This is a genomic window from Streptomyces sp. ADI96-02, from assembly GCF_003846185.1.
In the GTDB taxonomy this organism is placed as follows: Bacteria; Actinomycetota; Actinomycetes; order Streptomycetales; family Streptomycetaceae; genus Streptomyces.
In genome coordinates this window covers 256683-283274 of the sequence record NZ_ML123034.1, presented here as the reverse complement: position 1 = coordinate 283274, position 26592 = coordinate 256683, and the positions used below count along the sequence as shown (strand labels likewise).

The 26592-nt window shown below is 73.5% G+C and carries 26 protein-coding genes; 13 read left to right on the top strand and 13 right to left on the bottom strand.

What is annotated here, in order from left to right; translation table 11 throughout:
- Nucleotides 1–98: 98 nt before the first annotated feature.
- The 3 genes from EES43_RS01210 to EES43_RS01200 all read right to left on the bottom strand — a co-directional run bounded on the left by EES43_RS01210 (nucleotide 99) and on the right by EES43_RS01200 (nucleotide 3951).
- Nucleotides 99–1016, bottom strand: a complete 918-nt coding sequence (locus EES43_RS01210; RefSeq protein WP_124266910.1) for a S1 family peptidase — start codon at nucleotides 1014–1016, stop codon at nucleotides 99–101.
- Nucleotides 1017–1735: 719 nt separating this feature from the next.
- On the bottom strand, nucleotides 1736–2503 hold the full coding sequence (locus tag EES43_RS01205) for an NPP1 family protein (protein WP_124266909.1): 768 nt from the start codon (nucleotides 2501–2503) through the stop codon (nucleotides 1736–1738).
- A 113-nt stretch (nucleotides 2504–2616) separates the two neighbouring features.
- Nucleotides 2617–3951, bottom strand: a complete 1335-nt coding sequence (locus EES43_RS01200) for an aspartate aminotransferase family protein (protein ID WP_124266908.1) — start codon at nucleotides 3949–3951, stop codon at nucleotides 2617–2619.
- Nucleotides 3952–4041: 90 nt separating this feature from the next.
- Here EES43_RS01200 and EES43_RS01195 point away from each other — a divergent pair, with 90 nt between their 5' ends.
- Nucleotides 4042–4791, top strand: a complete 750-nt coding sequence (locus EES43_RS01195) for an SDR family oxidoreductase (RefSeq protein WP_124266907.1) — start codon at nucleotides 4042–4044, stop codon at nucleotides 4789–4791.
- Here the strand turns inward: EES43_RS01195 and EES43_RS01190 are convergent.
- Both EES43_RS01190 and EES43_RS01185 read right to left on the bottom strand, forming a co-directional pair.
- Nucleotides 4720–5319: a DUF6309 family protein gene (locus EES43_RS01190; protein ID WP_241192305.1), complete on the bottom strand. Its 600-nt coding sequence runs from the start codon at nucleotides 5317–5319 to the stop codon at nucleotides 4720–4722. The genes EES43_RS01195 and EES43_RS01190 overlap by 72 nt on opposite strands.
- Complete coding sequence (locus EES43_RS01185; protein ID WP_124266906.1) at nucleotides 5316–6119, bottom strand: phytanoyl-CoA dioxygenase family protein; 804 nt, start codon at nucleotides 6117–6119, stop codon at nucleotides 5316–5318. The genes EES43_RS01190 and EES43_RS01185 overlap by 4 nt, the downstream gene beginning before the upstream one ends.
- Nucleotides 6120–6485: 366 nt before the next feature.
- Here EES43_RS01185 and pgm point away from each other — a divergent pair, with 366 nt between their 5' ends.
- Complete coding sequence (gene pgm, locus EES43_RS01180) at nucleotides 6486–8138, top strand: phosphoglucomutase (alpha-D-glucose-1,6-bisphosphate-dependent) (protein ID WP_124266905.1); 1653 nt, start codon at nucleotides 6486–6488, stop codon at nucleotides 8136–8138.
- A gap of 166 nt (nucleotides 8139–8304) precedes the next feature.
- On the opposite strand, the gene meaB is transcribed toward pgm, so the two are convergent.
- The 3 genes from meaB to EES43_RS01165 are packed head-to-tail and all read right to left on the bottom strand — an operon-like array spanning nucleotide 8305 to nucleotide 13409.
- Nucleotides 8305–9306 carry a methylmalonyl Co-A mutase-associated GTPase MeaB gene (meaB, locus tag EES43_RS01175; protein ID WP_124266904.1) on the bottom strand — a complete coding sequence of 334 codons (1002 nt, stop codon included), beginning with the start codon at nucleotides 9304–9306 and terminating at the stop codon, nucleotides 8305–8307.
- 12 nt (nucleotides 9307–9318) lie between these two features.
- A complete protein-coding gene (gene scpA, locus EES43_RS01170) occupies nucleotides 9319–11547 on the bottom strand; it encodes a methylmalonyl-CoA mutase (RefSeq protein WP_124266903.1) in 2229 nt (742 codons plus the stop codon).
- The gene (locus EES43_RS01165) at nucleotides 11547–13409 is read right to left on the bottom strand and encodes a methylmalonyl-CoA mutase family protein (protein WP_124266902.1); all 1863 of its coding nucleotides are present in this window, start codon (nucleotides 13407–13409) and stop codon (nucleotides 11547–11549) included. The genes scpA and EES43_RS01165 overlap by 1 nt, the downstream gene beginning before the upstream one ends.
- A gap of 289 nt (nucleotides 13410–13698) precedes the next feature.
- Here EES43_RS01165 and EES43_RS01160 point away from each other — a divergent pair, with 289 nt between their 5' ends.
- Both EES43_RS01160 and EES43_RS01155 read left to right on the top strand, forming a co-directional pair.
- A complete protein-coding gene (locus EES43_RS01160) occupies nucleotides 13699–14181 on the top strand; it encodes an SHOCT domain-containing protein (RefSeq protein WP_124266901.1) in 483 nt (160 codons plus the stop codon).
- Nucleotides 14182–14222: 41 nt separating this feature from the next.
- The gene (locus EES43_RS01155; RefSeq protein WP_124266900.1) at nucleotides 14223–15020 is read left to right on the top strand and encodes a tyrosine-protein phosphatase; all 798 of its coding nucleotides are present in this window, start codon (nucleotides 14223–14225) and stop codon (nucleotides 15018–15020) included.
- A 47-nt stretch (nucleotides 15021–15067) separates the two neighbouring features.
- Here the strand turns inward: EES43_RS01155 and EES43_RS01150 are convergent, their stop codons facing one another.
- Both EES43_RS01150 and EES43_RS01145 read right to left on the bottom strand, forming a co-directional pair.
- A complete protein-coding gene (locus EES43_RS01150) occupies nucleotides 15068–15688 on the bottom strand; it encodes a hypothetical protein (RefSeq protein ID WP_124266899.1) in 621 nt (206 codons plus the stop codon).
- Complete coding sequence (locus EES43_RS01145) at nucleotides 15685–16266, bottom strand: hypothetical protein (protein WP_124266898.1); 582 nt, start codon at nucleotides 16264–16266, stop codon at nucleotides 15685–15687. The genes EES43_RS01150 and EES43_RS01145 overlap by 4 nt, the downstream gene beginning before the upstream one ends.
- 209 nt (nucleotides 16267–16475) lie before the next feature.
- On the opposite strand from EES43_RS01145, the gene EES43_RS01140 reads away from it, so the two are divergent.
- Nucleotides 16476–16880 carry a DnaJ family domain-containing protein gene (locus tag EES43_RS01140; RefSeq protein ID WP_124266897.1) on the top strand — a complete coding sequence of 135 codons (405 nt, stop codon included), beginning with the start codon at nucleotides 16476–16478 and terminating at the stop codon, nucleotides 16878–16880.
- A gap of 43 nt (nucleotides 16881–16923) precedes the next feature.
- Nucleotides 16924–17430, top strand: coding sequence for a GNAT family N-acetyltransferase (locus EES43_RS01135; protein ID WP_124266896.1), 507 nt, complete (start codon nucleotides 16924–16926; stop codon nucleotides 17428–17430).
- Here EES43_RS01135 and EES43_RS01130 read toward each other — a convergent pair.
- Nucleotides 17418–17798, bottom strand: a complete 381-nt coding sequence (locus EES43_RS01130) for a VOC family protein (protein ID WP_124266895.1) — start codon at nucleotides 17796–17798, stop codon at nucleotides 17418–17420. The genes EES43_RS01135 and EES43_RS01130 overlap by 13 nt on opposite strands.
- Nucleotides 17799–18021: 223 nt before the next feature.
- Between EES43_RS01130 and EES43_RS01125 the strand changes: the two genes are divergently transcribed.
- Complete coding sequence (locus tag EES43_RS01125; protein WP_124266894.1) at nucleotides 18022–18573, top strand: DUF6328 family protein; 552 nt, start codon at nucleotides 18022–18024, stop codon at nucleotides 18571–18573.
- Nucleotides 18574–18588: 15 nt separating this feature from the next.
- Here EES43_RS01125 and EES43_RS01120 read toward each other — a convergent pair whose 3' ends face one another.
- Together EES43_RS01120 and EES43_RS01115 are read right to left on the bottom strand one after the other, a co-directional pair.
- Nucleotides 18589–19413: a VOC family protein gene (locus EES43_RS01120; protein ID WP_124266893.1), complete on the bottom strand. Its 825-nt coding sequence runs from the start codon at nucleotides 19411–19413 to the stop codon at nucleotides 18589–18591.
- Nucleotides 19414–19570: 157 nt separating this feature from the next.
- Nucleotides 19571–19903: a DUF6479 family protein gene (locus EES43_RS01115; protein ID WP_124266892.1), complete on the bottom strand. Its 333-nt coding sequence runs from the start codon at nucleotides 19901–19903 to the stop codon at nucleotides 19571–19573.
- A gap of 258 nt (nucleotides 19904–20161) precedes the next feature.
- Here EES43_RS01115 and EES43_RS01110 point away from each other — a divergent pair, with 258 nt between their 5' ends.
- From EES43_RS01110 to EES43_RS01085, 6 genes are all read left to right on the top strand, one after another.
- A complete protein-coding gene (locus EES43_RS01110; RefSeq protein ID WP_124266891.1) occupies nucleotides 20162–20548 on the top strand; it encodes a hypothetical protein in 387 nt (128 codons plus the stop codon).
- Nucleotides 20549–20623: 75 nt separating this feature from the next.
- Complete coding sequence (locus EES43_RS01105) at nucleotides 20624–21187, top strand: 2Fe-2S iron-sulfur cluster-binding protein (protein ID WP_124266890.1); 564 nt, start codon at nucleotides 20624–20626, stop codon at nucleotides 21185–21187.
- Nucleotides 21184–22185 (top strand): FAD binding domain-containing protein, encoded by a 1002-nt coding sequence (locus EES43_RS01100; protein WP_124266889.1) that lies wholly within the window; start codon nucleotides 21184–21186, stop codon nucleotides 22183–22185. The genes EES43_RS01105 and EES43_RS01100 overlap by 4 nt, the downstream gene beginning before the upstream one ends.
- 56 nt (nucleotides 22186–22241) lie before the next feature.
- Nucleotides 22242–24338: a xanthine dehydrogenase family protein molybdopterin-binding subunit gene (locus tag EES43_RS01095; RefSeq protein ID WP_124266888.1), complete on the top strand. Its 2097-nt coding sequence runs from the start codon at nucleotides 22242–22244 to the stop codon at nucleotides 24336–24338.
- Between the two features lie 208 nt (nucleotides 24339–24546).
- Complete coding sequence (locus tag EES43_RS01090) at nucleotides 24547–25005, top strand: ATP-binding protein (RefSeq protein ID WP_124266887.1); 459 nt, start codon at nucleotides 24547–24549, stop codon at nucleotides 25003–25005.
- Between the two features lie 144 nt (nucleotides 25006–25149).
- Nucleotides 25150–26559 (top strand): NADP-dependent succinic semialdehyde dehydrogenase, encoded by a 1410-nt coding sequence (locus EES43_RS01085; protein ID WP_124266886.1) that lies wholly within the window; start codon nucleotides 25150–25152, stop codon nucleotides 26557–26559.
- The last annotated feature ends 33 nt before the right edge of the window (nucleotides 26560–26592 follow it).

The window sequence follows — 26592 nt, the reverse complement described above, 5'->3', positions numbered from 1 at the left end:
CCCCGGGGGATCCGTCGCCGCGTGGCCTGCCCCGCGACGGACCAGCGGACCGCGCCATCGGCGCGGCCCGCTGTGCCTGCTGTGCTGAACGGCGAAGGTCAGAAGACGCTCACGCCGTAGGCGGTCAGTGCCTCCACGACGGGCTGGAAGAAGGTGGTGCCGCCGGAGGTGCAGTTGCCGCTGCCGCCGGAGGTGAGGCCGAGAGCGACGCTTCCGGCGAAGAGCGGGCCGCCGCTGTCGCCGGGCTCGGCGCAGACGTTCGTCTGGATGAGGCCGGAGACGATCTGGCCGCTGCCGTAGTTCACGGTGGCGTTGAGTCCGGTGACGGTGCCGGTGCGCACACCGGTGGTGCTGCCGCTGCGCGTGACGGCCTGACGGACCGTCGGGTTGGCGGCGGACGTGATGTCCTGGTAGGAGCCGTTGTACAGGTAGACCCGGCCGTCGGCGGCGGCGGGGTTGGCGTGGCGGATCAGACCGTAGTCGTTGGTGGGGAAGCTGGAGCCGGCCGTGGATCCGAGCACCGTGGTCTGCCCGGAGTTGGTGTACCAGGTGCTGCCGATGTTGGTGCAGTGCCCGGCGGTGAGGGCGTAGTAGGTGCTGCCGCTGCGGACGTTGAAGCCGAGCGAACAGCGGCCGCCGCCGGTGTAGATGGCCTCGCCGCCGGCGATGAGCTTGCTGAACTTGCCGTTGGTGCGCTCGACGCTGAGCTTCGCGCCGGAGTCCGCGACCGACTTCCTGATGGTGGCGATCTCGGCGGCCGAGACGGTCGTGTCGGCCGTGACCACGATCTTGCCGCTCGCGGCGTCGGTGTACCAGGCGGTGCCGGAGACATCGGCGGCCCGTACCGCGGAGGAGGCGGCGGAGAGTTGCGAGGCCGTGGCCCCGGTGTCCTGGACGGTCTGGGCGACGGCTGTGGGGGAGGCCAGTGCGACGGCGGACGCGAGGCCCGCGGCCACGGCGAGAAGACGGGCGCGTCTGGTCGCGGGGGCGAGGACCGAGAAGGGCTTGATGGTCAAGGCGAGTCCTTAGTGAGTGGGGGTGGCACGGTCCGCTGGGTGGGCGGACCGCGTCGCGCGGCCTTCCGCCGCCGGGGGTCGACGGGGAGCTCGCTGCCGCACGAGCCGAATACTCGACGCGCGCCGGGGCGGCGACAAGGGCGTGTTCCGGACCGAATGAGGCGCGAGGGGCGGTGTCCTGGAGCGCGCGCGGGAGATCCGCGTCCGCTCGCTCCGCGTGAGCGTTTCGCCCGCGCTCCGCAAAGGCGCGCGGGAGGCGGTCGCGGCTCCGGTGTCCGCTCAGGCTCGCGCCTGGTCCGCTGGCCGGAGGGCTGATCACGACTGCGGAGGACCGAGCGGCGTATGCGTTCGTCTCAACGCCCTTGCCACGACGCTCTGTTGCGGTCACGCACGTCCCGGGGCGGCGGGTGTGGCCCGGTTCGCGCCCGTGTTTGTCGTCGTACCGCCGGGATATCCCGTGGCCGATTTCCTCGGATGGGAGGACATCCGGCCACTGGATCATGCGAGTTACGGCTGACCGCGCCGTCTTGCGGTGCTCTGCCGACCTGTGGTGGAAGGGCCCCCGCGCGGTCCGGATCGCGCCGGAGGCACGGCAGCGCCCCCGCCGGAACGCTCAGGACGACGGGGGCGCTGGAGGGGCGTCGCGGTGCGCGGCGGCCGGGCACGCCGCACGCGGAGGAACGGCGGGGCGCCGCACCTCCCGGCTCACCGCTCTCCGGTCAGCCGTTCGGGTCGAAGGCGATGCCGGACGGCTTGGCCTTGGCCAGATGGCCGGTGAACTTGCCGTCCTTCAGGCCGAAGTTGGCCTTGCCGAAGTCCGCCTGCACGAGCTTGTCCCGTATCCCCGGGGGATACCCGTTCCAGCCGACCAGGGCCGGGTACTGCCAGGTCCCGCGGTGGTTCTCCGGAGGGTCGTCCTTGGCGGTCGCGGGCCGGAAGCAGTGCGTGCTCGCCCCGTCCTTGTGATAGACGATCTTGGGGTGGGAGCCCTCCCAGCGGATCTGGTCGCGCCGGTAGGTGGAGAACCCTCCGTGCGCCGAGGTCGAGACGTACTGCGCCTCGCCGTTCTGCACCCACACGATGACGTGCTCCCAGTCGTGCCGGTGCCCGCCGAGGCCGCTCCCGGCCACCGCCTGGTCCTTCTCGAAGTAGAGCTCGTACATGACGGCGCACCAGCCGTTGTTGCACAACGCCCTTGAGTAGCCGTTGGTGTTGGCCAGGTCCGAGGCGTCCCGGCAACTGCCGTTGACGGCCCCCGAGGTGTTGAGTCCCGGGGCCGGCGTTCCGTCCGGCCCGATGCCGGGTGTGGGGTAGCACCCGTCCTTGTCGTAGTCGTACGCCGGCTGGAACGTCCTCTCCAGTTCGTCCGCCTGCGCCGGCAGGGCGAGGGGCGGGGCCGCCAGAGCCGTACCGGCCGAGGAGACGACCAGCGCGAGGGCTCCGCCGACGATCAGGGGCGCCTTGCGGATCAGCGAAACCGTTCTCACATGTCCTCCGTTCACCACGCGGTCAGGGCAACGCGCATCCTGGCACGCCACTTCGCCTCGCGGGAGGGGCCGCGCGGCGCGGCGGAGACTGGCGGCCGTCGTGTGATACACCGTCACCTCAGTGCGGCGAACGCCTCCTCCACGGCGCGGCAGGTGGCGGACAGGTCGTCCTCGGAGACGACGGCGGGGACGAACCAGCACGCCAGGGCGTAGGCGTTGGAATGCACGCCGCGCTTGAGCAGTTCGTGCCGGAAGGCGTCGTACCGGCCCCCGTCCACGCCGAGCAGGTCGCGGTAGCGCCGGGTGGGCGCGCCGTCCGGGGAGAAGACCACCTGGAACATCGCGCCGACGCCCTGGACCGCGCAGGGCACCCGGTTGTCGTGCGCCGCCCGGCGGACGGTCTCCATCAGACGCCGGCCGGTCTCGTCGATGCGCTTGGTGACGGCGGGGTCGTTCAGCGCCCGGAGCGTGACGAGCGCGGCCGTCGCGCACAGCGGCGAGGCGTTGTAGGTGCCGCCGTGCTTGACTTCGCCGCGTGCCAGCGGCTCCATCACGGCCCGGCGGCCGGCGAACGCCGCGATCGGCAGACCGCCGCCGAGCGCCTTGGAGAACACCGCGATGTCCGGCAGCACGCCGAAGAGGGCCTGGGCCCCGCCGGGGCCGGTACGGAACCCGGTGCACACCTCGTCGAAGATCAGCACCACGTCGCGTGCCGTGCACTCCTCCCGGAGCAGGTCCAGATAGCCCGGATCGGGCATGGTGCAGGCGTTGTTGGCGACGATCGGCTCGCAGATCACGGCCGCCGGCGCCGGGTGGGCGTCCAGGACGTCCCGCAGCGCCGCCGGGTCGTTCCACGGACAGACCACCACGTCGTCGACGACGCCCGCCGGAATGCCGGGCGAGTGCGGGACGGAACGCGGCGTCGCGTAGGGCCCGGCCTCGGCGGCGGACGGCCGGTTGGAGATGGCCAGGGTGTCGCTCCAGCCGTGGTAGTGCCCCTCGAACTTGAGGATCGTGGACCGCCCGGTGTAGCCGCGCGCCGCCCGCACCGCTCCCTGCACCGCCTCGCTGCCCGAGTTGGCGAACCGCACGAGATCGGCGCACGGCACCATCCGGCAGATGAGCTCGGCCAGTTCGACCTCGGGGACGTTGCACGTGCCGAACATCGTCCCCGAGTGCAGGACGCGGGTGAGCGCGTCGGTGAGCAGCGGCGAGGCGTGGCCCAGGACGGCGCTGCCGTACGAGATGAGGTAGTCGACGTACTCGTTGCCGTCGACGTCCGTGATCCGGGCCCCCGAACCGCTCGCCATGTACAGCGGGTACGGGTGCGGTCCGGTGGAGGTGAGCCGGGAGGAGGAACTGATCCCGCCGGCCAGCGAGTGCCGCGCCCGCTCGAACCAGGACCGGCTGCTGTCGGTACCGCCCAGTGCCGGGATGAAGCCATTCATTGCTGCTCCTGTTTGGGTGGGAAGGCGGTGGGACACGCTCCGAGAGCCATGTGCCGAGGAGTCGGCCCACGCGGAGAGGAAGTGCGCACCATGGGTGTGAGGACGGCTGTTGTCACCGGGGCGGGCAGCGGTGTGGGGAGGGCCTGCGCGCTGGGCCTGCTCGCCGACGGCTGGAGGGTCGTGCTGACCGGGCGGCGCCCGGCGGCGCTGGAGGAGACGGCCCGGCTCGCGCCCGCCGCCGACCGCGACCGGGCCGTGCCGGTGCGGGCGGACATCACCGAGCCCGCCGAGGTCGACGCGTTGTTCGCCGAGGTCGCCGACCGGTTCGGCCGGCTGGACCTGCTGTTCAACAACGCCGCCGACACCATGCCGTACACCCCCACCGAGGAGGTGCGGGCCGAGGACTGGCACAGGGTCATGGACTCGATCGCCACCGGCACCTTCCTCTGCTCGCAGGCCGCTTTCCGCATGATGCGGCTCCAGTCGCCGCGCGGCGGCCGGATCATCAACAACGGTGCGCCGTCCGCCCAGGCGCCCCGCCCCGACTCGATCGCCTTCACCGCGGCCAAGCACGCCGTGGCCGGGCTGACCCGGTCGCTCTCGCTGGACGGCCGCCGCTACGACATCTCCTGCGGCCAGATCGACATCGGCAACGTCACACCGCAGGACCGGCCGCAGCCCGAGGTGCGCCAGGCGGACGGCTCCTTCCGGGTCGAGCCGACGATGGACATGCGCCACGTCGTCGAGACCGTCCGCGCGATGGCCGCGCTACCGGCGGGGGTCAACATGCAGTCCGTCCTGATCATGCCGAGCTCCATGCCCTACGTCGGCCGGGGCTAGCCCCGCGCCCGGCAGCCCCGCGACGTACGCCTCCAGCCAGCGGCCCGGCGCCAGCAGGCCGCCGCGGTGCCAGGCCAGCATCCGGTGCAGGCCGTCGAGGTGGACCAGCCCCTCGCGGACCGTCAGCGCCGCGTAGTCCCGGGTCGGCATCGCTCGGGTGCTCAGATACAGGGGCTGGGCCGGGGCCCCCTTCTGGCGCGTCAGCTTGTACGCGCAGAGCGGATTGGTGTGCGCGTACGTGGCGTCGAGCGCCGCGAGCCGCGCCGCCGCGGCGGCCACCGTGAGTCCGGTCGGCGGAATCAGCTCGACGCCGCCGCCCTCGCCCAGGTGCCACGGCAGGACGACGTCGAGCACCTCGGGCCCCTCCAGCAGGACCCGGTGCCAGCGTCCGCCGAGGACCCGTTGGGCGTCGAGGACGTGCGCGGCGGCCTCGTCGTTCGAGTTGGCCCGGTCGGACGGGTCGTAGGGGTGCTCCCGACCGAAGCGGCGCATGAGCGCGTCGTAGCCGACGGCTTCCAGGATCCTCACGCCGACGGCCTGCGGGCGGAGGGGGCGTACGGGCTGAAGTGCCGGTCGGAGAAGAGCTCGGGCCACCGCCCCCGGGCCGGCTCCAGCGTGCGTCCGACGGCCAGCACGGCGCGCCAGTACGGCTTGACGGGCGGCCACGGCGCGCCGGTGCGGCAGTACGAGGCGTCCACCATGTACCGGGGCCCTGTGCCGGAGGGGCCGCGAGCCGCGCGGCGGGTGTGGAAGAGCGCCGAGTGCAGAAGCACGGTGGAGCCGCGGGGCAGGTCGTCGACGACCTCCTCCCCGGGCTGCCGTGCCGTCCCCAGAGCGCTCATCTCGTCCTTCTCGGCGACCCGCAGGTGCGATCCCGGCAGCACGGCCAGTGAGCCCATGCCGGGCCGGAGTCCGCCGATGTAGTGCAGCGCGTGGACCATCGGCAGCTCGCGGTCCCGCTGCGGGCGCTGTTCGTAGTCGTGGTGCCAGCTCTTGCCGGCCCCGCCGGGCGGCCGGCGGTCGCTGTGCAGATGGTGGAAGACGAAGGAGGGACCCAGCAGGCTCTCGTCCGCCAGGAGTTCGAGGAGCGGCGGGTACGCGGCGAGCTCCGCGTGAGCCGCCATCTCCAGTTCGACCGCCGGCGGAGTGGCGTCCTCCGATAAAGAACACGCCTCGATGGATAACTTTCTCAGGCCGGTGTCCACCCAACGGTCCACTTCGGGCATGAGGCGATCGACCAGAGTGCCGGGAAGGAATCCGGGCAGGACGAGAAATCCGCGCTCAGGGAAGTTCTTCACCTGTATCTCGAGGTCCGTGCAGCCGATCATTCGAGGAAACCCCCACCTATTCGCAGAGAAGTCGTCAAAAGTCCACCGACCATGTGCGGGACCTTTCTATCCCGCTCACCTGCGGCGCACGCCTGGCTGTCCGACATTGGCCAAAGGTCGGCGAGTTGGCCGGAACTGACATGAACGCGACCGGTGCGCCGTGGCACCGGACGTCGCCGAGACGGCCTGTGCCACCGGGGGAACCGGGGGTACCTGGGCGCGCCACGGCCGGCGCCGGCGGCTCCGCGATCGGCCGAGGAGACAGAATCGGCTACGGACCGGGGTGATCGTCCGCCCCCGGGACGGCGGCCCGCCCAGCGGGACGGGACCGGCCGACGACGCAGACGAGACGCATGAGGAGAACCGATGGTGCACGAACGGGCCGGGCAACCGGCGCAGTCCGCAGACCTGGTCGACGTGGCGCGGCTGGTGACCGCCTATTACGCCCTCCACCCCGATCCGGCCGAGCCGGACCAGCGCGTGGCCTTCGGCACCTCCGGCCACCGGGGCTCGGCCCTGGCGACGGCGTTCAACGACGACCACATCGCCGCCACCACCCAGGCCATCTGCGACTACCGGTCCCGGCAGGGCACCGACGGGCCGCTGTTCCTCGGAGCCGACACGCACGCCCTGTCCGAGCCGGCCCGGGTCACCGCCCTGGAGGTGCTCGCCGCCAACGGGGTCACCGTCCTGATCGACGGCGACGACGGCTACACCCCGACGCCCGCCGTCTCGCACGCCGTCCTGACGTACAACCGGGGCCGCACCGGCGGCATGGCCGACGGCATCGTGGTCACCCCGTCGCACAACCCGCCCGCCGACGGCGGCTTCAAGTACAACCCGCCGAACGGCGGACCGGCCGCCTCGGACGCCACCTCGTGGATCCAGGACCGGGCGAACGCCCTGATCGAGGCCGGGCTCGGCGAGGTCCGACGCATCCCGTACGCCCGCGCGCTGGCCGCGGACACCACCCGCCGGCACGACTTCCTCGGCGACTACGTGGACGACCTGCCCTCCGTGCTCGACCTGGACGCCGTGCGCGAGGCGGGCCTGCGGATCGGCGCCGACCCGCTCGGCGGAGCCTCCGTGGCGTACTGGGGCCGGATCGCCGAACGGCACCGGCTCGATCTCACCGTGGTCAATCCGCTCGCCGACCCGACCTGGCGCTTCATGACGCTGGACTGGGACGGCAGGATCCGCATGGACTGCTCCTCGCCGTACGCCATGGCCTCGCTGATCGCCCAGCGCGACGCGTACGCCATCGCCACCGGCAACGACGCCGACGCCGACCGGCACGGCATCGTCACCCCGGACGGCGGGCTGATGAACCCGAACCACTACCTGGCCGTCGCCATCGACTACCTGTACACCCACCGCGACGGCTGGCCCGCCGGCACCGGCATCGGCAAGACACTGGTCTCCTCCTCCATGATCGACCGGGTCGCGCACGACCTCGGCCGCACCCTGGTGGAGGTCCCGGTGGGCTTCAAGTGGTTCGTCGACGGACTCTTCGACGGCAGCCTCGGCTTCGGCGGCGAGGAGTCGGCCGGGGCCTCGTTCCTGCGCCGCGACGGCCGCGTCTGGACCACGGACAAGGACGGCATCCTGCTGGCCCTGCTCGCCTCCGAGATCACCGCCGTCACCGGCTCCACCCCCTCCGAGCGCTACGCCCAGCTCACCTCCCGCTTCGGCGACCCGGCCTACGCCCGCGTGGACGCGCCCGCCACCCGCGAGGAGAAGGCGGTGCTGGCGCGGCTCTCCCCGGAACAGGTCAAGGCCGACACCCTGGCCGGGGAACCGGTCACCGCGGTGCTCACCGAGGCCCCGGGCAACGGCGCCCCGATCGGCGGCCTCAAGGTCTGCACGGACAGCGCCTGGTTCGCCGCCCGGCCCTCGGGCACGGAGGACGTGTACAAGGTGTACGCGGAGAGCTTCCAGGGCCCCGACCACCTGGCCCGGGTACAGGAGGAGGCGCGCGCCCTGGTCTCCGACGCCCTCGGCGGCGACCGGCGCTCCTGAGCCGTGCAGACCCCGGGGCCACCCGGCCCGCCCCGGGGTGGCGCCAGGCCGAGGTCGTCCGGCGCCCAGGGATGCCGCGAGCGCCTGAGAACGGGCCGGGGGCGGTGGGAGGCGACTGCCCGTTTCCCACCGCCCCCGACGGGGACGGTCCTGCCGCGCGAACGCCTCAGGCGTCCGTTCCGCCGCCCCGGCCGAACGCGTCGAGGATCTCCTCGGCCGCCAGTGTCGCCGTCAACGAGCCGTCCCGCACCCGCCGTTCGAGCTCCGGAGCGAGCCTGCGCACCGCCGGGTGGTTGCGCAAGCTGTCCAGCAGCTCGTCCCGGACCATCGTCCAGGTCCAGTCCACCTGCTGGTCACGGCGTTTGGCCGCCAGCCGGCCGGTCGACTCCAGCACCGTACGGTGCTGCTCCAGGCGGTCCCACAGGGTGTCCAGCCCCGTCGACTCGCGCGCGCTGCACGTGAGCACCGGGGGAGTCCAGGCCGCGTCCGCCGGGTGCATCAGCCGCAGCGCGCCCGCCAGTTCACGCGCCGCCGAGCGCGCGTCGCGCTCGTGCGGACCGTCGGCCTTGTTCACCGCGATGGCGTCCGCCAGCTCCAGGACGCCCTTCTTGATGCCCTGCAACTGGTCGCCGGTACGCGCCAGGGTCAGCAGCAGGAACGTGTCCACCATGTTGGCGACGGCCGTCTCCGACTGGCCGACGCCCACCGTCTCCACCAGCACCACGTCGTACCCCGCCGCCTCCATCACCACGATGGACTCCCGCGTCGCCTTCGCCACCCCGCCCAGCGTGCCCGCGGCGGGGGAGGGGCGCACGAAGGCGCGCGGGTCCACCGCCAGGCGTTCCATCCGGGTCTTGTCGCCCAGGATGGACCCGCCGGTACGGCTGGAGGACGGGTCGACCGCGAGCACCGCGACCCGGTGTCCGAGCCCCGTGAGCATCGTGCCGAGCGCGTCGATGAACGTGGACTTGCCCACGCCCGGCACCCCGCTGATCCCGATCCGCCGGGCCCGCCCCGAGTGCGGCAGCAGTCTGCTCAGCAACTCCTGTGCCAGTACGCGGTGTTCGGCCCGGGTGGACTCGACGAGCGTGATGGCGCGGGCGACGAAGGCCCGCTTCCCGTCGAGGACTCCCCGTACGTAGGCGTCGATGTCGATCTTCGCGGCCATCCGGTCAGCGGCTCACAGCTCGTGGCCGAGCGCGGCGGCGAGCCGCGTCACCAGATCGTGTGCCGCGTCCGGGATCACCGTCCCGGGCGGGAACACCGAGGCCGCGCCCGCCTCGTGCAGCGCCTCGACGTCCTGCGGCGGAATCACCCCGCCCACCACGATCATGATGTCCTCCCGGCCCTCGGCGGCCAGTTCCTCCCGCAGTGCCGGCACCAGGGTCAGGTGCCCGGCCGCCAGCGAGGAGACGCCCACGATGTGCACGTCCGCCTCGACCGCCTGCCGGGCCACCTCGCCCGGCGTCTGGAACAGCGGACCGACGTCCACGTCGAAGCCCAGGTCGGCGAAGGCCGTGGCGATCACCTTCTGGCCCCGGTCGTGACCGTCCTGGCCCATCTTGGCGACCAGGATGCGCGGCCTGCGGCCCTCCGCCTCCTCGAACGCCTCGACCAGCCCGCGGGTGCGGTCCACCGACGGCGACTCCCCTGCCTCCTTGCGGTACACACCGGAGATCGTACGGATCTGCCCGGCGTGCCGCCCGTACACCTTCTCCAACGCGTCGGAGATCTCCCCGACCGTGGCCATCGCGCGCGCCGCGTCGACCGCCAGCGCCAGCAGGTTGCCCTCCAGGCCCGGCCCCGGCGCCCGGCCGGCCGCCTCGGTCAGCGCCCGCAGCGCTTCCTGGCAGGCCCCCTCGTCGCGCTCCTCGCGCAGCCGCCGCAGCTTCTCGATCTGCTGGGTGCGCACCGAGGAGTTGTCGACCTTGAGCACGTCGATCTTCTCGTCGGTCTCCACCCGGTACTTGTTCACCCCGATCACCGGCTGCCGCCCGGAGTCGATCCGCGCCTGGGTGCGGGCCGCGGCCTCCTCCACCCGGAGCTTGGGGATGCCCGCGTCGATGGCCTTCGCCATGCCGCCGGCCGCCTCGACCTCCTCGATGTGCTGCCAGGCGCGCTCCGCGAGGTCGTGCGTCAGCTTCTCGACGTAGGCGCTGCCGCCCCACGGGTCGATGACCCGGCAGGTGCCGGACTCCTGCTGGAGCAGCAACTGCGTGTTGCGGGCGATCCGGGCCGAGAAGTCCGTGGGCAGCGCCAGCGCCTCGTCCAGGGCGTTGGTGTGCAGCGACTGGGTGTGCCCCTGTGTCGCGGCCATCGCCTCCACGCACGTGCGCGTCACGTTGTTGAACACGTCCTGCGCGGTCAGCGACCACCCCGAGGTCTGCGAATGAGTGCGCAACGAGAGCGACTTGGGGTTCTTGGGATCGAACTGCCCCACCAGCCGGGCCCAGAGCAGCCGGGCCGCCCGCAACTTGGCGACCTCCATGAAGAAGTTCATGCCGATCGCCCAGAAGAACGACAGCCGCGGCGCGAACGCGTCCACGTCCAGGCCGGCTTCGCGACCGGCGCGCAGGTACTCCACGCCGTCGGCCAACGTGTACGCCAGCTCCAGATCGGCCGTCGCACCCGCCTCCTGGATGTGGTAGCCGGAGATGGAGATGGAGTTGTAGCGCGGCATCCGCTGCGAGGTGAACGCGAAGATGTCGGAGATGATCCGCATCGACGGGGCCGGCGGATAGATGTAGGTGTTGCGGACCATGAACTCCTTGAGGATGTCGTTCTGGATGGTCCCGGCCAGCTTCTCGGGCGCTACGCCCTGCTCCTCCGCCGCCACGATGTACAGCGCCAGCACGGGCAGCACCGCGCCGTTCATCGTCATCGACACCGACATCCGGTCCAGCGGGATCCCGTCGAAGAGCCGGCGCATGTCGTAGATGGAGTCGATCGCCACCCCGGCCATGCCGACGTCACCGGTCACCCGCGGGTGGTCGCTGTCGTAACCCCGGTGGGTGGGCAGGTCGAAGGCGACCGACAGGCCCTTCTGCCCGGCCGCGAGGTTGCGCCGGTAGAAGGCGTTGGACTCCTCGGCCGTGGAGAATCCGGCGTACTGGCGGATCGTCCAGGGCTGGTTCACGTACATCGTCGGGTACGGGCCGCGCAGATACGGCGCGATGCCCGGATAGGTGTGCAGGGAGTCCAGGCCCTCCAGGTCCTCCCCGGTGTACAGCGGCTTGACCGTGATGCCCTCGGGGGTCTCCCAGAGCAGCGCGTCCGGCGAGCCGCCGACCGCCCGCGCGACGGCCTCCTGCCACTGCCGCCCGGACCCGGCGGGCGCGGCGGCGGCGTCCAGGGCCACTTCGGAGAAGTCGGGGACGGCGGACTCGTGGTCCGTGGACGGGGTCTGCATCACGCCACTCCCATGCGGTCGAGTACGGAGGTGAGAACGGCGACCGCGTCGCAGCCCGCGAAGACGTAGGAGTCGACACCGGCGTACGCCCCGGGCCGTCCCGCGAGGAACACCTGTGCCGCCCCGGCCGACCTGAGCGCCCCGGCCACCGCTTCCGCCTGCTCGGCGTACAGGGCGTCCGACGAGCACAGGCAGGCGACCGTGGCGCCGGAGGCGGTCAGCGCGCCGCCGGCGGTCTCGGCGTCCACCGACACCGGGTCGTGCACCGCCTCGATGCCGCCCGCGCCGAAGAGGTTGACGGCGAACGAGACCCGCCCGGTGTGTGCGGCGGCGGGGCCCAGCGCGGCGACGAACACCTTCGGGCGGGCCCCGCTCGCCGCCAGGTGGGCGTCCGACCGGGCACGCAGCGCCTCGAACGCCTCGTCCCGCCGGACCCGGGGCAGTCCGCCCGGCCCGTCCGCGAAGGCGTCCGGAGCCGGCTCCCGTTCGACCGGGCGTTCGGCGGGCTGCGGGAACTCGCTGACTCCGGTCACCGGCTCCTCGCGGCGGGCCAGCCGCTCGCTGCGCACGGCCCACGTGGCGGCCAGCCGCTCCGCCACCAGGCCCGAGCGCAGGGCGGCGGGCAGTCCGCCCGCCCGCTCCGTCTCCTGGAAGAACGCCCAGGAGGCCGCGGCCAGTTCGTCGGTGAGCCGCTCCACGTACCAGGAGCCGCCCGCCGGGTCGACGACCCGGGCCAGATGCGACTCCTCCATCAGGATCGTCGAGGTGTTGCGGGCGATGCGCCGCGCGAACGCGTCCGGCAGTCCCAGCGCGTGGTCGAACGGCAGCACGGTGACGGAGTCCGCACCGCCGACCCCGGCGCCCAGCGCGGCGAGCGTGGTCCGCAGCATGTTCACCCACGGGTCGCGGCGCGTCATCATCACGGCGGAGGTGACGGCGTGCTGCCGCTGGGCCCCCGCCCCGGGAGCCCCCGACGCCTCGGCGACCCGCGCCCAGAGGCGGCGTGCCGCGCGCATCTTGGCGATGGTGAGGAACTGGTCCGCGGTGGCCGCGTAGCGGAACTCCATCTGCGCGCACGCCTGTTCGACGCTCAGCCCGGCACCGGTCAGCGCCCGCAGATAGGCGACGCCGGTGGCCAGCGAGAGCCCGAGCTCCTGCGCGGCCGAACCGCCCGCCTCGTGGTACGCCAGCGCGTCCACGACGACCGCCCGCAACCCCGGGTAGTCCTGGACGCACACCCGCGCCCAGCGGACCGCGGCGCCGAGGTCCGCCTCGACGCCGGTCCTCGCCTCGCGGCCGAGCGGGTCGGCCCCCAGGGTGCCGCGCGCCTCGCTCCTGGCGACGCCGCGCTCCTCGTAGATCCGCAGCAGTTCGGCGGCTGCGGCGTCGAGGTCGGACGGCGCGTCGAGGGCCACGGGCGCGAGATCGAGGTAGACGCCGTCCAGCGCCGCCGCGAGCGCGTCGACGGGCACGCCCGCCGGCCCGCCCACGGAGAGCCAGAGAGAGGTGACGCCGTTCTCCAGATCGCCGAGCACCGCCTCGTTGAGCCGTGCGGGGTCGGTGAGGGCGTGGCGTTGGCGTACGTCCCAGCCGCCCGCGGCGTTCCCCTCGGCGGTGCCGCCCCGGGTGAACGGGGCGAAGCCGGGGAAGCCGGTGTCGGGCGAGGTGTCGTGCGCGGTGTAGAGGGGCCGGGTGATGAGCCCGTCCTCCAGGGTGGTGGACAGCGCTTCCTCGGCGGCCGAGCCCGAGACTTCCTTGCCCGACTTGCGCAGGACGCCTTCGACAAGGCTCTGCCACTGGTCGTGGGAGGGGTCGGGGAACGCGGCGGCCTGGGAGAGCCCGTCAGCAGGCTGGACCGTCATGGTCAGATGTTAGGCCAGGGCGACGAATGAGCAGCAGGGGCACGTGCTGTGACCTTGCCCTCTCCGGAACGCACTTGATCCTTTACGTACGGTCGCGTAACCGGAGCCGTGGGCGACCCGGCGCGCCCGGCCACCTGCGCGCCGCGGGCGACGCAACACGGCCGGTCGCGACAACGGGGTGATTCGGGCTACTGGTGCATATTATGTGCGAAGTTTCCCGGATTCTTATGTCATGCCCGTATACATCCCGGCCGCCCCGAGAGGCCCGGGATACGGAGAGGACGCGACCGTGGCCGTCGGACCTGTGGAGTACCTCGTCATCACCCTGCCCGCCGGCCGCTTCACCGGAGCCGTCGCACCCGCCCTGGCGGACGCCGCGGCCTCGCAGGCCGTGCGGCTCCTGGACCTGCTCTGCGTCCGGCGCGCCGACGACGGCACGCTGGTCCGCGTGGAACTGCGCGACCTCGATCCGGAGGGGCTGGTCCCCTTCGATCCGGCCCGGGCCACCGGCCTCCTCGGCGACGAGGACGTCGAGGCGCTCGGCCGGAACGTGCCGGCGGGAGGCTCGGCCGCGCTCGTCGCCTGGGAGGCGCTGTGGGCCGCGCCGCTGGCCCGGGCCGTCCAGGAGGCCGACGGGACGCTCGCCGCCGACGGGCGCGCCGCCGAGGACGACATCATCACCCTCCTGGAGCGGCTCGCCGAGCTGAGGCAGCAGGGCGCGCTCACCGACGCCGAGTTCGGCCGGCAGAAGGCCAAGCTCCTCGCGGACTGACCGCGGTATCCGGAACTCATCGGGGAAAGAGGCAGTTCATCGTGCAGACCGCCCGGACCGTCCCGGCCGCCACCGTCGTCAATCTGCGCGACCTGGGCGGCATCGCCCTGGGCCGCGAACGCCGGGTCCGGCAGGGCGTCCTGTTCCGCTCGGGGCAGTTGAGCGGTCTCGACCCGGCGGGCGACCTGGCGGTCGCCGCGCTCGGCATCCGCACCGTCGTCGACCTGCGCACCGCCGACGAGCGCCGCTGGGCCCCGGACCGGCTCCCGGACCGGGCCCGGCTCTTCGTCGCCGACGTCCTCGGCGACCATCCGGGCGTCGCGCCCGCCAGGCTGAAGGCCCTGCTCGCCGACCCGGTCGAGGCGGAGCGGATGCTGGGCGGCGGACGGGCCGAGGAACTCTTCGCCGACACCTACCGCAAGATGGTCCTCTCACCCGGCGCCTCGGCCGCCTTCCGGGCCTTCCTGGAGACGGCCGCCGACCCCGGTGCGCGACCGGTGCTCTTCCACTGCACGGCGGGCAAGGACCGCACCGGGTGGGCGGCGGCCGTGCTGCTGCTGATCCTCGGTGCCTCGCGCGAGACGGTGCGCTCGGACTTCCTCGCGGTGAACCCGGCCGTGCGGGCCGCCTTCGCGCCGTACGTGCAGAAGTTCCTGGACGAGGGCGGCGATCCGGCTGTCGCCGCCGCCGTCGTCGAGGTGCGTCCGCGCTACCTGGAGGCGGCGCTCGACGCCGTGGACGAGCGGTGGGGCGGATTGGAGGGGTACGTGCGCGACGGTCTGCGCGTCCCCGAGCCGGCGCTGCGCCGGCTGCGCGACGGCCTCGTCATCACCGGTTGAGGGGAAGCGGCAGCCGGTGCCGCTTCCCCTGACGCCGACAGGCCCTCCTAGAGGTGGACAAGGCGCTCGGTGAGGTCGCGGTAGTGCTGGAGGGCGATCCGCAGATCCTCCGTCTCCGCCCGGCCCCGCTCGCCGTCCCGGTCCCCCCGCAGGTGCCGGCCGCGATCGGCCAGTGCGGTGGAGAGGCGGGAGACGACCTCGTCGAACGTCGCGTCCGCCTCGCGTACCGCGCGGGCCGGGTCCTCCACGAATCCGGCCACCGCCTGATGGACGCGCGCCGCGTACTTCTCCCGTTCCTCCGCGCTGAACAGCGGCGCACCGGAATCCGCCGATCCCGATCCCGATCCCGATCCCGGTGCCGGTGCCGCGGTCGTGCGGCCGTCGCGGGTGCTCGCGCCGTCCGTGGGCGTCGCGGGCTCCTCGCCCGCCCCGCCGGCCCCTGTCCGCGCGTCCCGGGCGCGGGGGTCCGACGTCACGGGCACCGCCGGGCCGCCGCCGGGCGAGCGGGCGGGCTCGGCGGGCTCGGCGGGCGAGGACCCGGCGGCCGGCGCGTTCCTGGGCGGCGGGACGGACCCGGCCGGTGCGCGCCCGATGGCGGAGTCGGCGGCTCCCGCGGGCCTGATGGGCGTGTCGCCGGTGTTCCCGCTGTCGTTCGGTGTCTGCGTCATGATGTGCCGCGTCCCTTCACCAGATGTCCGTTGCCGTGCTCCCGGTGCGCCGGGCCGTCTCCGAGCAGTGCGTCGAACAGACCGCGGGCCTCGACGAACGCCTCGCGCATCTCCTCGGTGCCGCTGCCGCCGCTCAGGGCGCGGTGCACCCGGCGGTAGCCGTTCACCTGGGCTCCGTGGTGCACGGAGAGCGCGTCGGTGCGCTCCTCGAAGTTCTCGCCGTCCGGGAAACCGCGGTCGCGCGAGAGCGCGGCCAGCAGGGCGTCGGCCTCGGCCAGCGCCTGCTCCGGCGACTCCACGAACCGCTCCTGCGCCCCGGCCCACCGGGCGGCGTACTGCGCGCGGGCCTCGTCGGCCAGCGGACGCCGCTCCAGCGAACCGTGCAGCCTGACCCGCTCACCGAGCTCGTGCTCGGCCGCCTTCGTGTCGCCGCCGTGGCGGGCGACCACGCGGTCGTACTCCGGGCCGAACCGGCCGCGCAGCCCCCGGCCTCCGGTGGCGCCGCGACCGCGGACCACGAAGAACGCGGCGGCGGCCAGCGCGAGGAGCACGGCGATGATGATGATCGCTGTCGTCATGGCTACCGTCCCCGCCGCTCGTCCGCCGGTACGTGCCTCTGTCGTCGCACAGTGGTCAACCCCTCTCGGTCCGTGCCCGGCGCTGTGACCGCCGGGCGGCGTGCAGGAGGTCGTGTACCCCCGTGCGGCCGTTCGAGGCAGCCGATGTCCGTCGGGCGGCTCTGTGTATCGTGAAGACGTCGCGCGGGCGGCGGGCGGGAGCGTGTGGGATGACCGAGCGGAAACCCCCGGGAGTCAGCTTCGAGGGGTGGGTCGACCGGCAGATCCAGGAGGCCGAGCAGCGTGGCGACTTCGCCCGGCTGCCCGGCTTCGGCAAGCCGATGGCCGGCCTGGAGCGCCCCTACGACGAAGCGTGGTGGATCAAGCAGAAGATGCAGCGCGAAGGCGTCTCGATGCTGCCGCCCGCCCTGGCCCTGCGCAAGGAGGCCGAGGACGCGCCTGCGGCGGTGTCGGCGGCGCGCAGCGTGGCCGAGGTGCGACGGGTCCTGACCGAGCTGAACGAGAAGATCGAACGGGCGATCCGGCGTCCGCCCGAGGGCCCGCCGCTCAACCTGAAGCCGTTCGACGTCGACGAGGCCGTGCGCGCCTGGCGCGCGGAGCGCGGCCTGGGATGACCGCCGGCGGGCGCTCCGCCGGACGCGACGCGGCGGGGCGGGTATGACGGCGTACGGACGACGGAGCGCGCACCGCCCCGGTGCCGTGATCCGCCGGGCGGTCGCGGGTGACGCGAAACGGCTCACCCGTCTGGTGCGGACCTCGCGCGCCTACGAGGGCCCGTACGCGCCGATGGTCGAGGGCTACCGGGTCGGACCGGACTACATCGCGGTCCATCGGGTGTTCGTCGCGGCCGACGAGGCCACGGACCGGGTCCTCGGCTTCTACGCACTGGTCCTCGATCCGCCCGAAATCGACCTGATGTTCGTCGCCGACGAGGCGCAGGGGCGGGGCGTCGGACGGCTGCTCGTTAGCCATCTGCGCGAGGAGGCCGGGCGCGCCGGGCTCCACGCCGTCCGGATCGTCGCCCATCCGCCCGCCGAGGGCTTCTACCGCAGTGTGGGCGCCGAGCCCGCCGGCACGGTGCGCGCGAACCCGCCCGCGGTCCAGTGGGACCGGCCCGCGTTCCTGCTGCCGACCGGCCCGCCACGCGGTGCTCAGCCGCCGTAGCGGCGGGTCATCAGCTCCATGCTGTGGCCGTCCGGGTCGCGGAAGTACAGGCCGCGGCCACCGTCGCTCCGGTTGATCTCACCGGCCCGCCTCATGTGGGGATCGGCGAAGTACGCGATGCCCCGCTCCTCGATCCTGGCGAACGACGCGTCGAACTCCGCCTCGGAGATGAGGAAGGCGTAGTGCTGCGAGGCGATCGGCCCCTCGTCGACCGTCGCGAAGTCCAGCGTGACGCTGTTCGCCAGGACGACGGGGACGAACGGGCCCGTCTCCGCCCCGGTGCTCAGGCCCAGGACCTCCGCCAGGAACTCGGCGGACTTCCGGTTGTCACGGCACCAGACGATGGTGTGATTCAACTCGACCGACACGGTGGAATCCCTCCCACGGGCACCTCGCGGGCTGCCTCCACGCCCCACCGGGCCGGTGACCGACGCGCTGCCCCGAGCAAGATCCTAGGCGCGCGCCGGGACCGGGGCCAGGCGGCGGCCCGGCGCCCGTCGTGATTGAGCCACGTGCGACGGGGCACGTGGAAGGCCCGGCATCGAACGCACGCCCGAGTGCACGCCGGTCGCGTCGAGGAGGAGTTCACCTGTGGAAGCGAGACCGGACGACGGACGGCGGGAGACCGAGGAGGAGCGGGCGGACCGGCAGTGGAGCGAGCTCCTGCAGGAACTGCGCGTGGCCCAGACCGGGGTGCAGATCCTCTTCGGCTTCCTGCTCGCCGTGGTCTTTCAACAGCGCTTCGCCGAACTGGGCGAAACCGACCGCGACATCTACGTGGTGACGGTCCTTCTGGGCTCCGCGACGGCGGCGGCGCTCATCGGCCCCGTCTCGTACCACCGGCTGCTGACGGGCCGGCGGATGAAGCCCGAGACGGTCATATGGGCCTCGCGGCTGACCATACTGGGCCTGGTCCTGCTGTTCTGCACCATGTGCTCGACGCTGCTGCTGATCCTCCGGGTGGCCCTGCACAACCAGCTCGCCCTGTGGCTCGTCGGCGGTATGGCGCTGTGGTTCGTGATCTGCTGGTTCGTCTTTCCCCTCTGGGCGCTGGCCCGCGGCCGTTCGGGACCGGGCGGCGGAAAGCGGTCCGGCGAAGGCGCGGCGTCCGGCGCCGCGCGGCGCGGCGGCGCGGGCGGCTGAGCGGGTCCGGCGGGGTCAGCCGACGGGGCCGAGCGGGCCGCGCACGTCGGTCACCGTGAACAGCGCGCCGTCCGGGTCCCGCAGCGTCGACTCCGTGCCCCCGAGCACGCTGCGCTCCTCGATCAGCGCGCCCCCGTGGTGCTGTGCGGCGGCGACCGTCGCGGGGAGGTCCGCCACCGGGAACTGCACCTGCCAGTGCGGACGCACCAGCGGATCGACGGCCGCCGCCACCGCCCCGGAGCTGATCCGGGCCAGCGGTCGCCCGTCGCACCGCACGATCACCTCGCCGCCCTCGTAGGCGACGTCGCAACCGCCCGGACGTCCGCTCGCCCAGTCGAGTACTTCCCCGTAGAAGATCGCCGCGTCGAAGGCGTCGCGCGTCCGCAGCCGCAACCAGGCGTGGGCGTGGTCGTCGGGGGCCGGCGGCGAGGTGGCGGGCTCGGTCCGCTCCCAGAGGCCGAACGGCGCTCCGTCCCGGTCGGACGCCAGCACGCCGCGGCCCTTGCCCACCGTCAGCGGGCCCACGGCCACGGTGCCGCTGCGCTCCCGGACCCGGGAGGCCGCCACGTCCGCGTCCTCCACCGCGAAGTACGGCGTCCAGGCCACGGCGACCTGGTAGGCGGAGGAGACGGCGAAGACGCCCGCCACCGGAACATCGCCGCGCCGGGCCACCGAGAACTCGGCGCCCAGCCGCCCGGGGCGGAACGTCCAGCCCAGGACGGCCGAGTAGAAGCTCTGCGCCTCCGCCAGGTCCCGGGTCATGAGCGTGACCCAGCACGGTGCGGCCGGGCCCGTCAGCGGAGCCGCCGGGGTGGCCGTACGGGGGTCGCTTCCGGTCATGGTCCCCAGCCTTCTTCGGGCGTGCGGCCTCCTGCTCGGCCGACGCGTTCCTGCACCAGCCTCGGCCGCCCCGACCGGTCCCGCAACGCGAAGGCCCGCCGGGGACGCCCGCCCGGGATGCCCGCCCGGGACGCCCGCCCGCTGGGCGCGGACCGCTTCAGTCGCGCGGCTGTTCCGAGCCGGGCGGCAGCGGCTCGTTGCCGTGGTCGTTCAGTTCGTACGGGGAGAGGGCCCGGCCGCTCTCGGGGAAGCGGTCCTTCCCGTGCTGGTCCGTGGCGTCGATGTGGCTGCGGTGCTCCGGCTTGACCGGCTGCTCGTGGGGGAGGGGCGGCGGCGACTCGGCGTCCCGCTTGCGCATCCCCCACCAGAAGCCGCCGATCAGCAGGGCGATCAGGGCGACGGCCGCGATGGGCAGCACCACTCCGAGAGCGCCCGCGCCGTCCGCGAGAGTGGCGGCGAGCAGATCCCTGGCTCCGTTCGTTACGTCCATGTCTGCCGCATACCCCCGGGGGAAGGGGCCAGACGGCTGGGTACATCAATTCATGTTTTATGGGTATCTGACGTGAAAAGCGTTTTATGCGGTGATCGGACCAACCATCACACCGGCAGCCGTGGCCGCAAGCGGCTCTCCCGCCCGCTCCGCGCGAACCCCATCCCTCTCCAGGACGCCTCGTGTCGCCGTCGCCCGGTCGCGGGGTGAGCCTGGAGGGAGCCCCGAAGGCCGGCACACCCGACGGAAGGAACCACGGTGAACAGCACCCCGGAACAGAGCGACGACCACCCGGCGGGCCGGGAGGTGCTGGTCTCGCTGAGCCGGTGCGACCAGAAGGACGCGCGGACCGTCTTCGACGTGCTCGGCAGCGCCTTCTCCTCCGACCGTCCCGCGGCCGACACCCCCGTAGAGGCCGCGGGCCCCCGTCCGACCGTCTGGGCCACCACCGTCGACGTCACCGAGCCGCAGGCCGTGGCCGAGCCCGTGAGGCTGTCCGGACCGGTCACGGTCGACGCCCAGGGCGGCTACTGGGCCGTCGACCGGCTGCGCGACCACCTCACCGGAGCCTTCGCCGTCAGCGTCGTCGGCACCGCGGCGGGCGACCAGGAGCAGGAGGTCAGGATGCGCCTGGAGAACCGCTGAGAACCCGCCGGCCGAGCCCGCCGGCGCGGCCGTGACCGAGGGGCGACCGGCCCCCGAGTGAAAGGCGCCCCTTCCATGGACTCCCTCGCCGCCGCACCGGGCATCACACCGGAACCGGTGTTCGCCGAACGTTCCCCCGTCACCCTGCACGTCAACGGCACGGAGACGACCCTGACGCTCGACCACCGCACCACGGTGCTCGACCTGCTGCGCGAGCACCTGGGGCTCACCGGCGCGAAGAAGGGCTGCGACCACGGCCAGTGCGGGGCCTGCACGGTCCTGGTCGACGGCCGGCGCGCCAACAGCTGCCTGCTGCTCGCCGTCGCCCAGGACGGCGTGGCGCTCACCACCGTGGAGGGCCTGGCCGACGGCGACGAACTGCACCCGCTCCAGCGGGCGTTCGTGGAGCGGGACGCCTTGCAGTGCGGCTACTGCACGCCCGGACAGATCTGTTCGGCCCTCGGCATGATCGGCGAGGCGGCCGATGGCTTCCCCTCGCACGTCACCCCGCCGGACTCCGTCCCCACCGCACCCGCCGTCCTCGGCGCGGACGAGATCCGCGAGCGGATGAGCGGCAATCTCTGCCGGTGCGGCGCCTATCCCCGGATCGTCGAGGCCATCGAGGACGTGACGCCGTGAAACCGTTCGGCTATCTGCGCCCCACCTCCACCGACGAAGCCGTCCGGCTCTGCGCGGGCGGTCCCCGGGCCCGGTTCCTGGGCGGCGGGACCAACCTGGTCGACCTGATGAAACTCGGCGTCGAGGAGCCCGGCCTCCTCATCGACGTCGGCCGGCTCCCGCTGGACCGGGTGACCCGGACGGCGGACGGCGGACTGCGCATCGGCGCCACCGTGCGCAACAGCGACCTCGCCGCCCACCCCGACGTGCGCCACGACCACCCCGTCCTCTCGCAGGCACTGCTGGCCGGGGCGTCCGGGCAGCTCCGCAACACGGCCACCACCGGCGGCAACCTCCTCCAGCGCACCCGCTGCCCCTACTTCCAGGACGTCGCCAAACCCTGCAACAAACGCCTCCCCGGCTCCGGCTGCCCCGCCCGCGACGGCGCCCACCGCGACCTCGCCGTCCTCGGGCACTCCCCGGAGTGCGTGGCCACCAACCCCTCCGACATGGCCGTGGCCCTCGCCGCGCTCGACGCGACCGTGCTCCTGATCGGACCGGAGGGCGAACGGACCGTCCCCGTCACCGGCTTCTACCGGCTGCCGGGGGAGAACCCGGACCAGGACACCGTGATCAGACCCGGCGAACTCATCACCGACGTCGTGCTGCCGCCCCCCGTCCCCGGCGCCGTCTCCCGCTACCGCAAAGCGCGCGACCGGGCCTCGTACGCCTTCGCCCTGGCCTCCGTCGCCGCCGTCGTCCGGGTGGACGCCGGGCGCGTCGTCCACGCGGCGCTGGCCTTCGGCGGCCTCGCGCACCGCCCCTGGCGCGCCACCCGGGCCGAGGCGGAACTGCTCGGCGCGCCCGCCACCGCCGCGTCCCTCGCCAGGGCCGTGGAGAGCGAACTGGCCCACGCCCGGCCGCTGCGCGACAACGGCTTCAAGGTCGACCTCGCACGCCGGCTGGCACTCGACGTGCTCGGCGAGCTCACCGGCGCGTCCACCGCGCCGGCCGGCTGAACGCCCGCCCGGCCCGCCTCCGTCCGCCCGCCCGACCCACCTAAGGACCCGTCGCCATGACCCTCGCCCCGCAGTTCTCCGGCGCGCCCGACGTCCGCAGGGAGGCCCGGGACAAGGTCACCGGCACCGCCCGCTACGCCGCCGAGCACACCCCGCCCGGCTGCCTGTACGCCTGGCCGGTCCCGGCCGCCGTCGCCGCCGGCCGGGTCACCGCCGTACGGACGACCGACGCTCTCGCCGTCCACGGGGTGCTTACCGTCCTGACCCACGACAACGCGCCCCGGCTCGCCGAAGCCGACGACCCGATCCTCGCCGTGCTCCAGGACGACCGCGTCCCGCACCACGGCTGGCCGGTCGCCCTGGTCGTCGCCGACACCGCCGAGGCCGCGCGCGAGGGCGCCGGGAACGTCTTCGTGGAGTACGAACGCGATCCGCACGACGTGACGCTGACCGAGGACCATCCGGGCCTCTACACCCCCGAACAGGCCAACGGCGGCCACCCGGCCGTGCGCGAGCGCGGCGACTTCGCCCGCGCGTTCTCCGCCGCCCCGGTGCAGATCGACGCGACCTACCGCCTCGGGCCGCTGCACAACCACCCCATGGAGCCGCACGCCGCCACCGCCCGGTGGACGGACGGCCACCTCACCGTCCACGACTCCAGCCAGGGCTCGACCGCGGTGCGCGACTCCCTCGCCCGCGCCTTCGCGCTCGACCCCGCGCACATCACCGTCGTCTCCGAACACGTCGGAGGCGGCTTCGGCTCCAAGGGCACCACCCGGCCCCAGGCCGTGCTCGCCGCCATGGCGGCGCGGCGCACCGGCCGCCCGGTGAAGATGGTCTTCCCCCGAGGCCAGTTGGCCGAGGTCGTCGGCCACCGCGCGCCCACGGTGCAGCGGGTGCGGCTCGGGTCCGATCTCGACGGCGTCCTGGCGGCCGTCTCCCACGAGGTCGTCACGCACACCTCCACCGTGAAGGAGTTCGTCGAGCAGGCGGCCGTGCCCGCCCGTGTGATGTACGGCTCCGCGCACAGCAGCACCGTGCACCGGGTGGCCGCCCTGGACGTCCCCAGTCCTTCCTGGATGCGTGCCCCGGGCGAGGCCCCCGGCATGTACGCGCTGGAGTCCGCCATGGACGAACTCGCCTCCGCCCTGGGCCTCGACCCGGTCGAACTGCGGCTGCGCAACGACCCGGCGACCGAACCGGACAGCGGACGGCCCTTCAGCAGCCGCGGCCTCGCCGCCTGCCTGCGCGAGGGCGCCCGGCGCTTCGGCTGGGCCGGGCGGGACCCGCGCCCGGCCGCCCGCCAGGAGGGCCGCCTGCTGCTCGGTACGGGCGTCGCCTCGGCGACCTACCCCGTGCTCGTCTCGCCGTGCCGCGCCACCGCCCACGCGGCGGCGGACGGGTCCTTCCGGATCGAGGTGAACGCCACCGACATCGGCACCGGAGCCCGCACCGTCCTCGCCCGGATCGCCGCCGCGGCGCTCGACACCGCGGCGGAGAGGGTCGAGGCCGTGATCGGCAGCAGCGACCTGCCCGCCGCCCCGATCGCCGGGGGCTCCTCCGGCACCGCCTCCTGGGGCTGGGCGGTGCACAAGGCCGCGACCGAGCTGGCCCGCCGCGTCGCCGCACACCGCGGCCCGCTGCCCGCCGAAGGGCTCACCGTCACCGCCGACACCGAGGAGGAGTCGCCCGGCGACTCCCCGTACGCGCGGCACGCCTTCGGCGCGCACTTCGCCGAGACGGCCGTCGACGCCGTCACCGGGGAGGTCCGGGTGCGCCGGCTCCTGGGCGTGTACGCCGCCGGACGCATCCTCAACGCCCGCACCGCACGCTCCCAGTTCACCGGCGGCATGGTCATGGGCATCGGCATGGCGCTGACCGAGGGCAGCGCCCTCGATCGGGTCTTCGGCGACTTCACGGCCAAGGACCTCGCCGCCTACCACGTGCCGGCCTGCGCCGACGTGCCCGACATCCAGGCGCACTGGATCGACGAGGACGACCGCCACCTGAACCCGATGGGCAGCAAGGGCATCGGCGAGATCGGCATCGTCGGCACCGCCGCCGCCATCGGCAACGCGGTCCGCCACGCCACCGGAGCCCGGCTGCGCGAGCTCCCCCTCACCCCCGACCGCATCCTTCCCTATCTGCTGTGACCACCTGCTGTGACCACCTGCTGTGACCGCCGCGCCCGAGCCCCCGGACGCGGCCGACCAGCGCCGATACCTCATCTGTTGCGGATCCACCGCATGGGGGTCACCCTGATGAGTGACCCAGAAGTGACAGACGCTCACGCTTCGTGCTCGGGGGTCGTTGGTACGACGGGGTGAAGTCCGTGGGCCTCGCGATGGAGGAGCCTCGACGATGACCGTTCCACTCGACCGGCACCGCCTGGTCGAACTGCAGGTGTCGGCAGAGCGCGCGTCCCAGCTGCGGCGCGTCGTCGCCGCACAACTGCTCCGCTGGAGCCTCGAACTCCATACCCGGCCGGTGTGCCGGGCCCTGGACGAACTCCTGACCAATGTCCACCGCCACGCCGGCGGCGACGACAGATGCGTCGTCGAACTCCGCTGGACCGGACGGCGGGTCACCGTCTCCGTCGCCGACCACAGCGCCCGGATGCCGCGGCTGCTGCCCGCCGGCGGCGGCCTGAGCCGGGTGATGGCCCTCAGCGACAGCTGGGGCACCTGCCGGACCGCGAGCGGCAAGGTGGTCTGGTTCACCCGCTACGCGCAGGCCCCGCGCACCGCGGGGCTGCGGCCGGACGTCCCGCTTCCCGGCGCCCGCGCCTACCGCCGCACGCCGCTCGCTGCCTCCGTGTAGACCGCCCCTCCGACCGGCCGACCCGGAACCGTGCCGCTCCGGCACGCATGATCCGCGTCGGCCGGGTACGTGCGGGAGGGAGCCGCACCCCGCGCCGCGACGCGCGCGGCACCGTCGACGTACCGATGCAAGGAGGCCACGCCCATGCCCATCGCGACGGTCAACCCCGCGACCGGCGAACTCGTCACGTCCTACGACCCCTTCGGCCAGGACCGGATCGAGCGCCTGCTCGCCGAGGCCGACACAGCCTTCCGCACGTACCGCACCACCCCGTTCTCCCGGCGCGCGGAATGGCTGCTGCGCGCCGCCGACCTCCTCGACGAGGACCGCGACACCATCGCCCGCACCATGACCGTCGAGATGGGCAAGCCGGTCACGGCCGCCCGCGCCGAGGCGGCCAAGTGCGCCAAGGCGATGCGCTGGTACGCCCGGAACGCCGAACGGCTGCTGGCCGACGAGCACCCGGACCCCGACGACGTACACGACTCCGGCGCGTCCCGCGCCCTGGTGCGCTACCGGCCGCTGGGCGTCGTCCTCGCCGTGATGCCGTGGAACTTCCCGCTCTGGCAGGTGGTGCGCTTCGCCGCACCCGCCCTGATGGCCGGCAACGTCGGACTCCTCAAGCACGCCTCGAACGTGCCGCAGACGGCGCTCTACCTGGAGGACCTGTTCCTGCGGGCCGGATTCCCCGAGGGCTGCTTCCGCACGCTGCTGATCGGCTCCGGAGCCGTCGAGGCGGTCCTGCGCGATCCGCGCGTCGCGGCGGCCACCCTGACCGGCAGCGAACCGGCCGGCCGCTCCGTCGCCTCCATCGCGGGCGACGAGGTGAAGAAGACCGTGCTGGAGCTGGGCGGCAGCGATCCCTACCTGGTCCTGCCCTCCGCCGACGTGGCGAAGGCCGCCGCCACCGCCGTCACCGCACGCGTCCAGAACAACGGCCAGTCCTGCATCGCCGCCAAGCGGTTCATCGTCCACGCCGACGTGTACGACGCGTTCGCCGAGCGGTTCACCGCCGGCATGCGCGAGCTGAACGTGGGCGACCCGCTCCAGGAGGCGACCGACGTCGGGCCGCTCTCCAGCGAACAGGGCCGCGCCGACCTGGAGGAGCTGGTGGACGACGCCGTCCGGCGCGGCGCCGCCGTCCTCTGCGGCGGCGGCCGGCCCGGCTCGCTCGGCGGCGGCCTGGAGAACGGCTGGTTCTACGACCCCACCGTCCTGGCCGGGATCACCCCGGACATGCGCGTCCACCGTGAGGAGACCTTCGGCCCCGTCGCCACGCTCTACCGGGTCGCCGACCTGGACGAGGCGATCCGCGTCGCGAACGACACCCCGTTCGGCCTCAGCTCCAACGCCTGGACCCGGGACCCCGCCGAGAAGGAGCGCTGCGCACGGGACCTGGAGGCCGGCGGCGTCTTCTTCAACGGCATGACCGCCTCGCACCCCGCCCTCCCGTTCGGCGGCGTCAAGCGCTCCGGCTACGGCCGCGAGCTCGCCGGCCACGGCATCCGCGAGTTCTGCAACGCCACCACCCTCTGGTACGGCCCCGAGGAGTGACGGGGTACCCCGGCCCGCCTCCGCGTCCGACCC

Excerpts from the sequence above, each read along its gene's own strand:
- EES43_RS01200 (WP_124266908.1), bottom strand. The coding sequence starts at position 3,951 with ATGAATGGCTTCATCCCGGCACTGGGCGGTACCGACAGCAGCCGGTCC.
- EES43_RS01195 (WP_124266907.1), top strand. The coding sequence starts at position 4,042 with ATGGGTGTGAGGACGGCTGTTGTCACCGGGGCGGGCAGCGGTGTGGGG.
- EES43_RS01185 (WP_124266906.1), bottom strand. The coding sequence starts at position 6,119 with ATGATCGGCTGCACGGACCTCGAGATACAGGTGAAGAACTTCCCTGAG.
- pgm (WP_124266905.1), top strand. The coding sequence starts at position 6,486 with ATGGTGCACGAACGGGCCGGGCAACCGGCGCAGTCCGCAGACCTGGTC.
- meaB (WP_124266904.1), bottom strand. The coding sequence starts at position 9,306 with ATGGCCGCGAAGATCGACATCGACGCCTACGTACGGGGAGTCCTCGAC.
- scpA (WP_124266903.1), bottom strand. The coding sequence starts at position 11,547 with ATGCAGACCCCGTCCACGGACCACGAGTCCGCCGTCCCCGACTTCTCC.
- EES43_RS01165 (WP_124266902.1), bottom strand. The coding sequence starts at position 13,409 with ATGACGGTCCAGCCTGCTGACGGGCTCTCCCAGGCCGCCGCGTTCCCC.
- EES43_RS01150 (WP_124266899.1), bottom strand. The coding sequence starts at position 15,688 with ATGACGCAGACACCGAACGACAGCGGGAACACCGGCGACACGCCCATC.
- EES43_RS01145 (WP_124266898.1), bottom strand. The coding sequence starts at position 16,266 with ATGACGACAGCGATCATCATCATCGCCGTGCTCCTCGCGCTGGCCGCC.
- EES43_RS01140 (WP_124266897.1), top strand. The coding sequence starts at position 16,476 with ATGACCGAGCGGAAACCCCCGGGAGTCAGCTTCGAGGGGTGGGTCGAC.
- EES43_RS01135 (WP_124266896.1), top strand. The coding sequence starts at position 16,924 with ATGACGGCGTACGGACGACGGAGCGCGCACCGCCCCGGTGCCGTGATC.
- EES43_RS01120 (WP_124266893.1), bottom strand. The coding sequence starts at position 19,413 with ATGACCGGAAGCGACCCCCGTACGGCCACCCCGGCGGCTCCGCTGACG.
- EES43_RS01115 (WP_124266892.1), bottom strand. The coding sequence starts at position 19,903 with ATGGACGTAACGAACGGAGCCAGGGATCTGCTCGCCGCCACTCTCGCG.
- EES43_RS01105 (WP_124266890.1), top strand. The coding sequence starts at position 20,624 with ATGGACTCCCTCGCCGCCGCACCGGGCATCACACCGGAACCGGTGTTC.
- EES43_RS01095 (WP_124266888.1), top strand. The coding sequence starts at position 22,242 with ATGACCCTCGCCCCGCAGTTCTCCGGCGCGCCCGACGTCCGCAGGGAG.
- EES43_RS01090 (WP_124266887.1), top strand. The coding sequence starts at position 24,547 with ATGACCGTTCCACTCGACCGGCACCGCCTGGTCGAACTGCAGGTGTCG.
- EES43_RS01085 (WP_124266886.1), top strand. The coding sequence starts at position 25,150 with ATGCCCATCGCGACGGTCAACCCCGCGACCGGCGAACTCGTCACGTCC.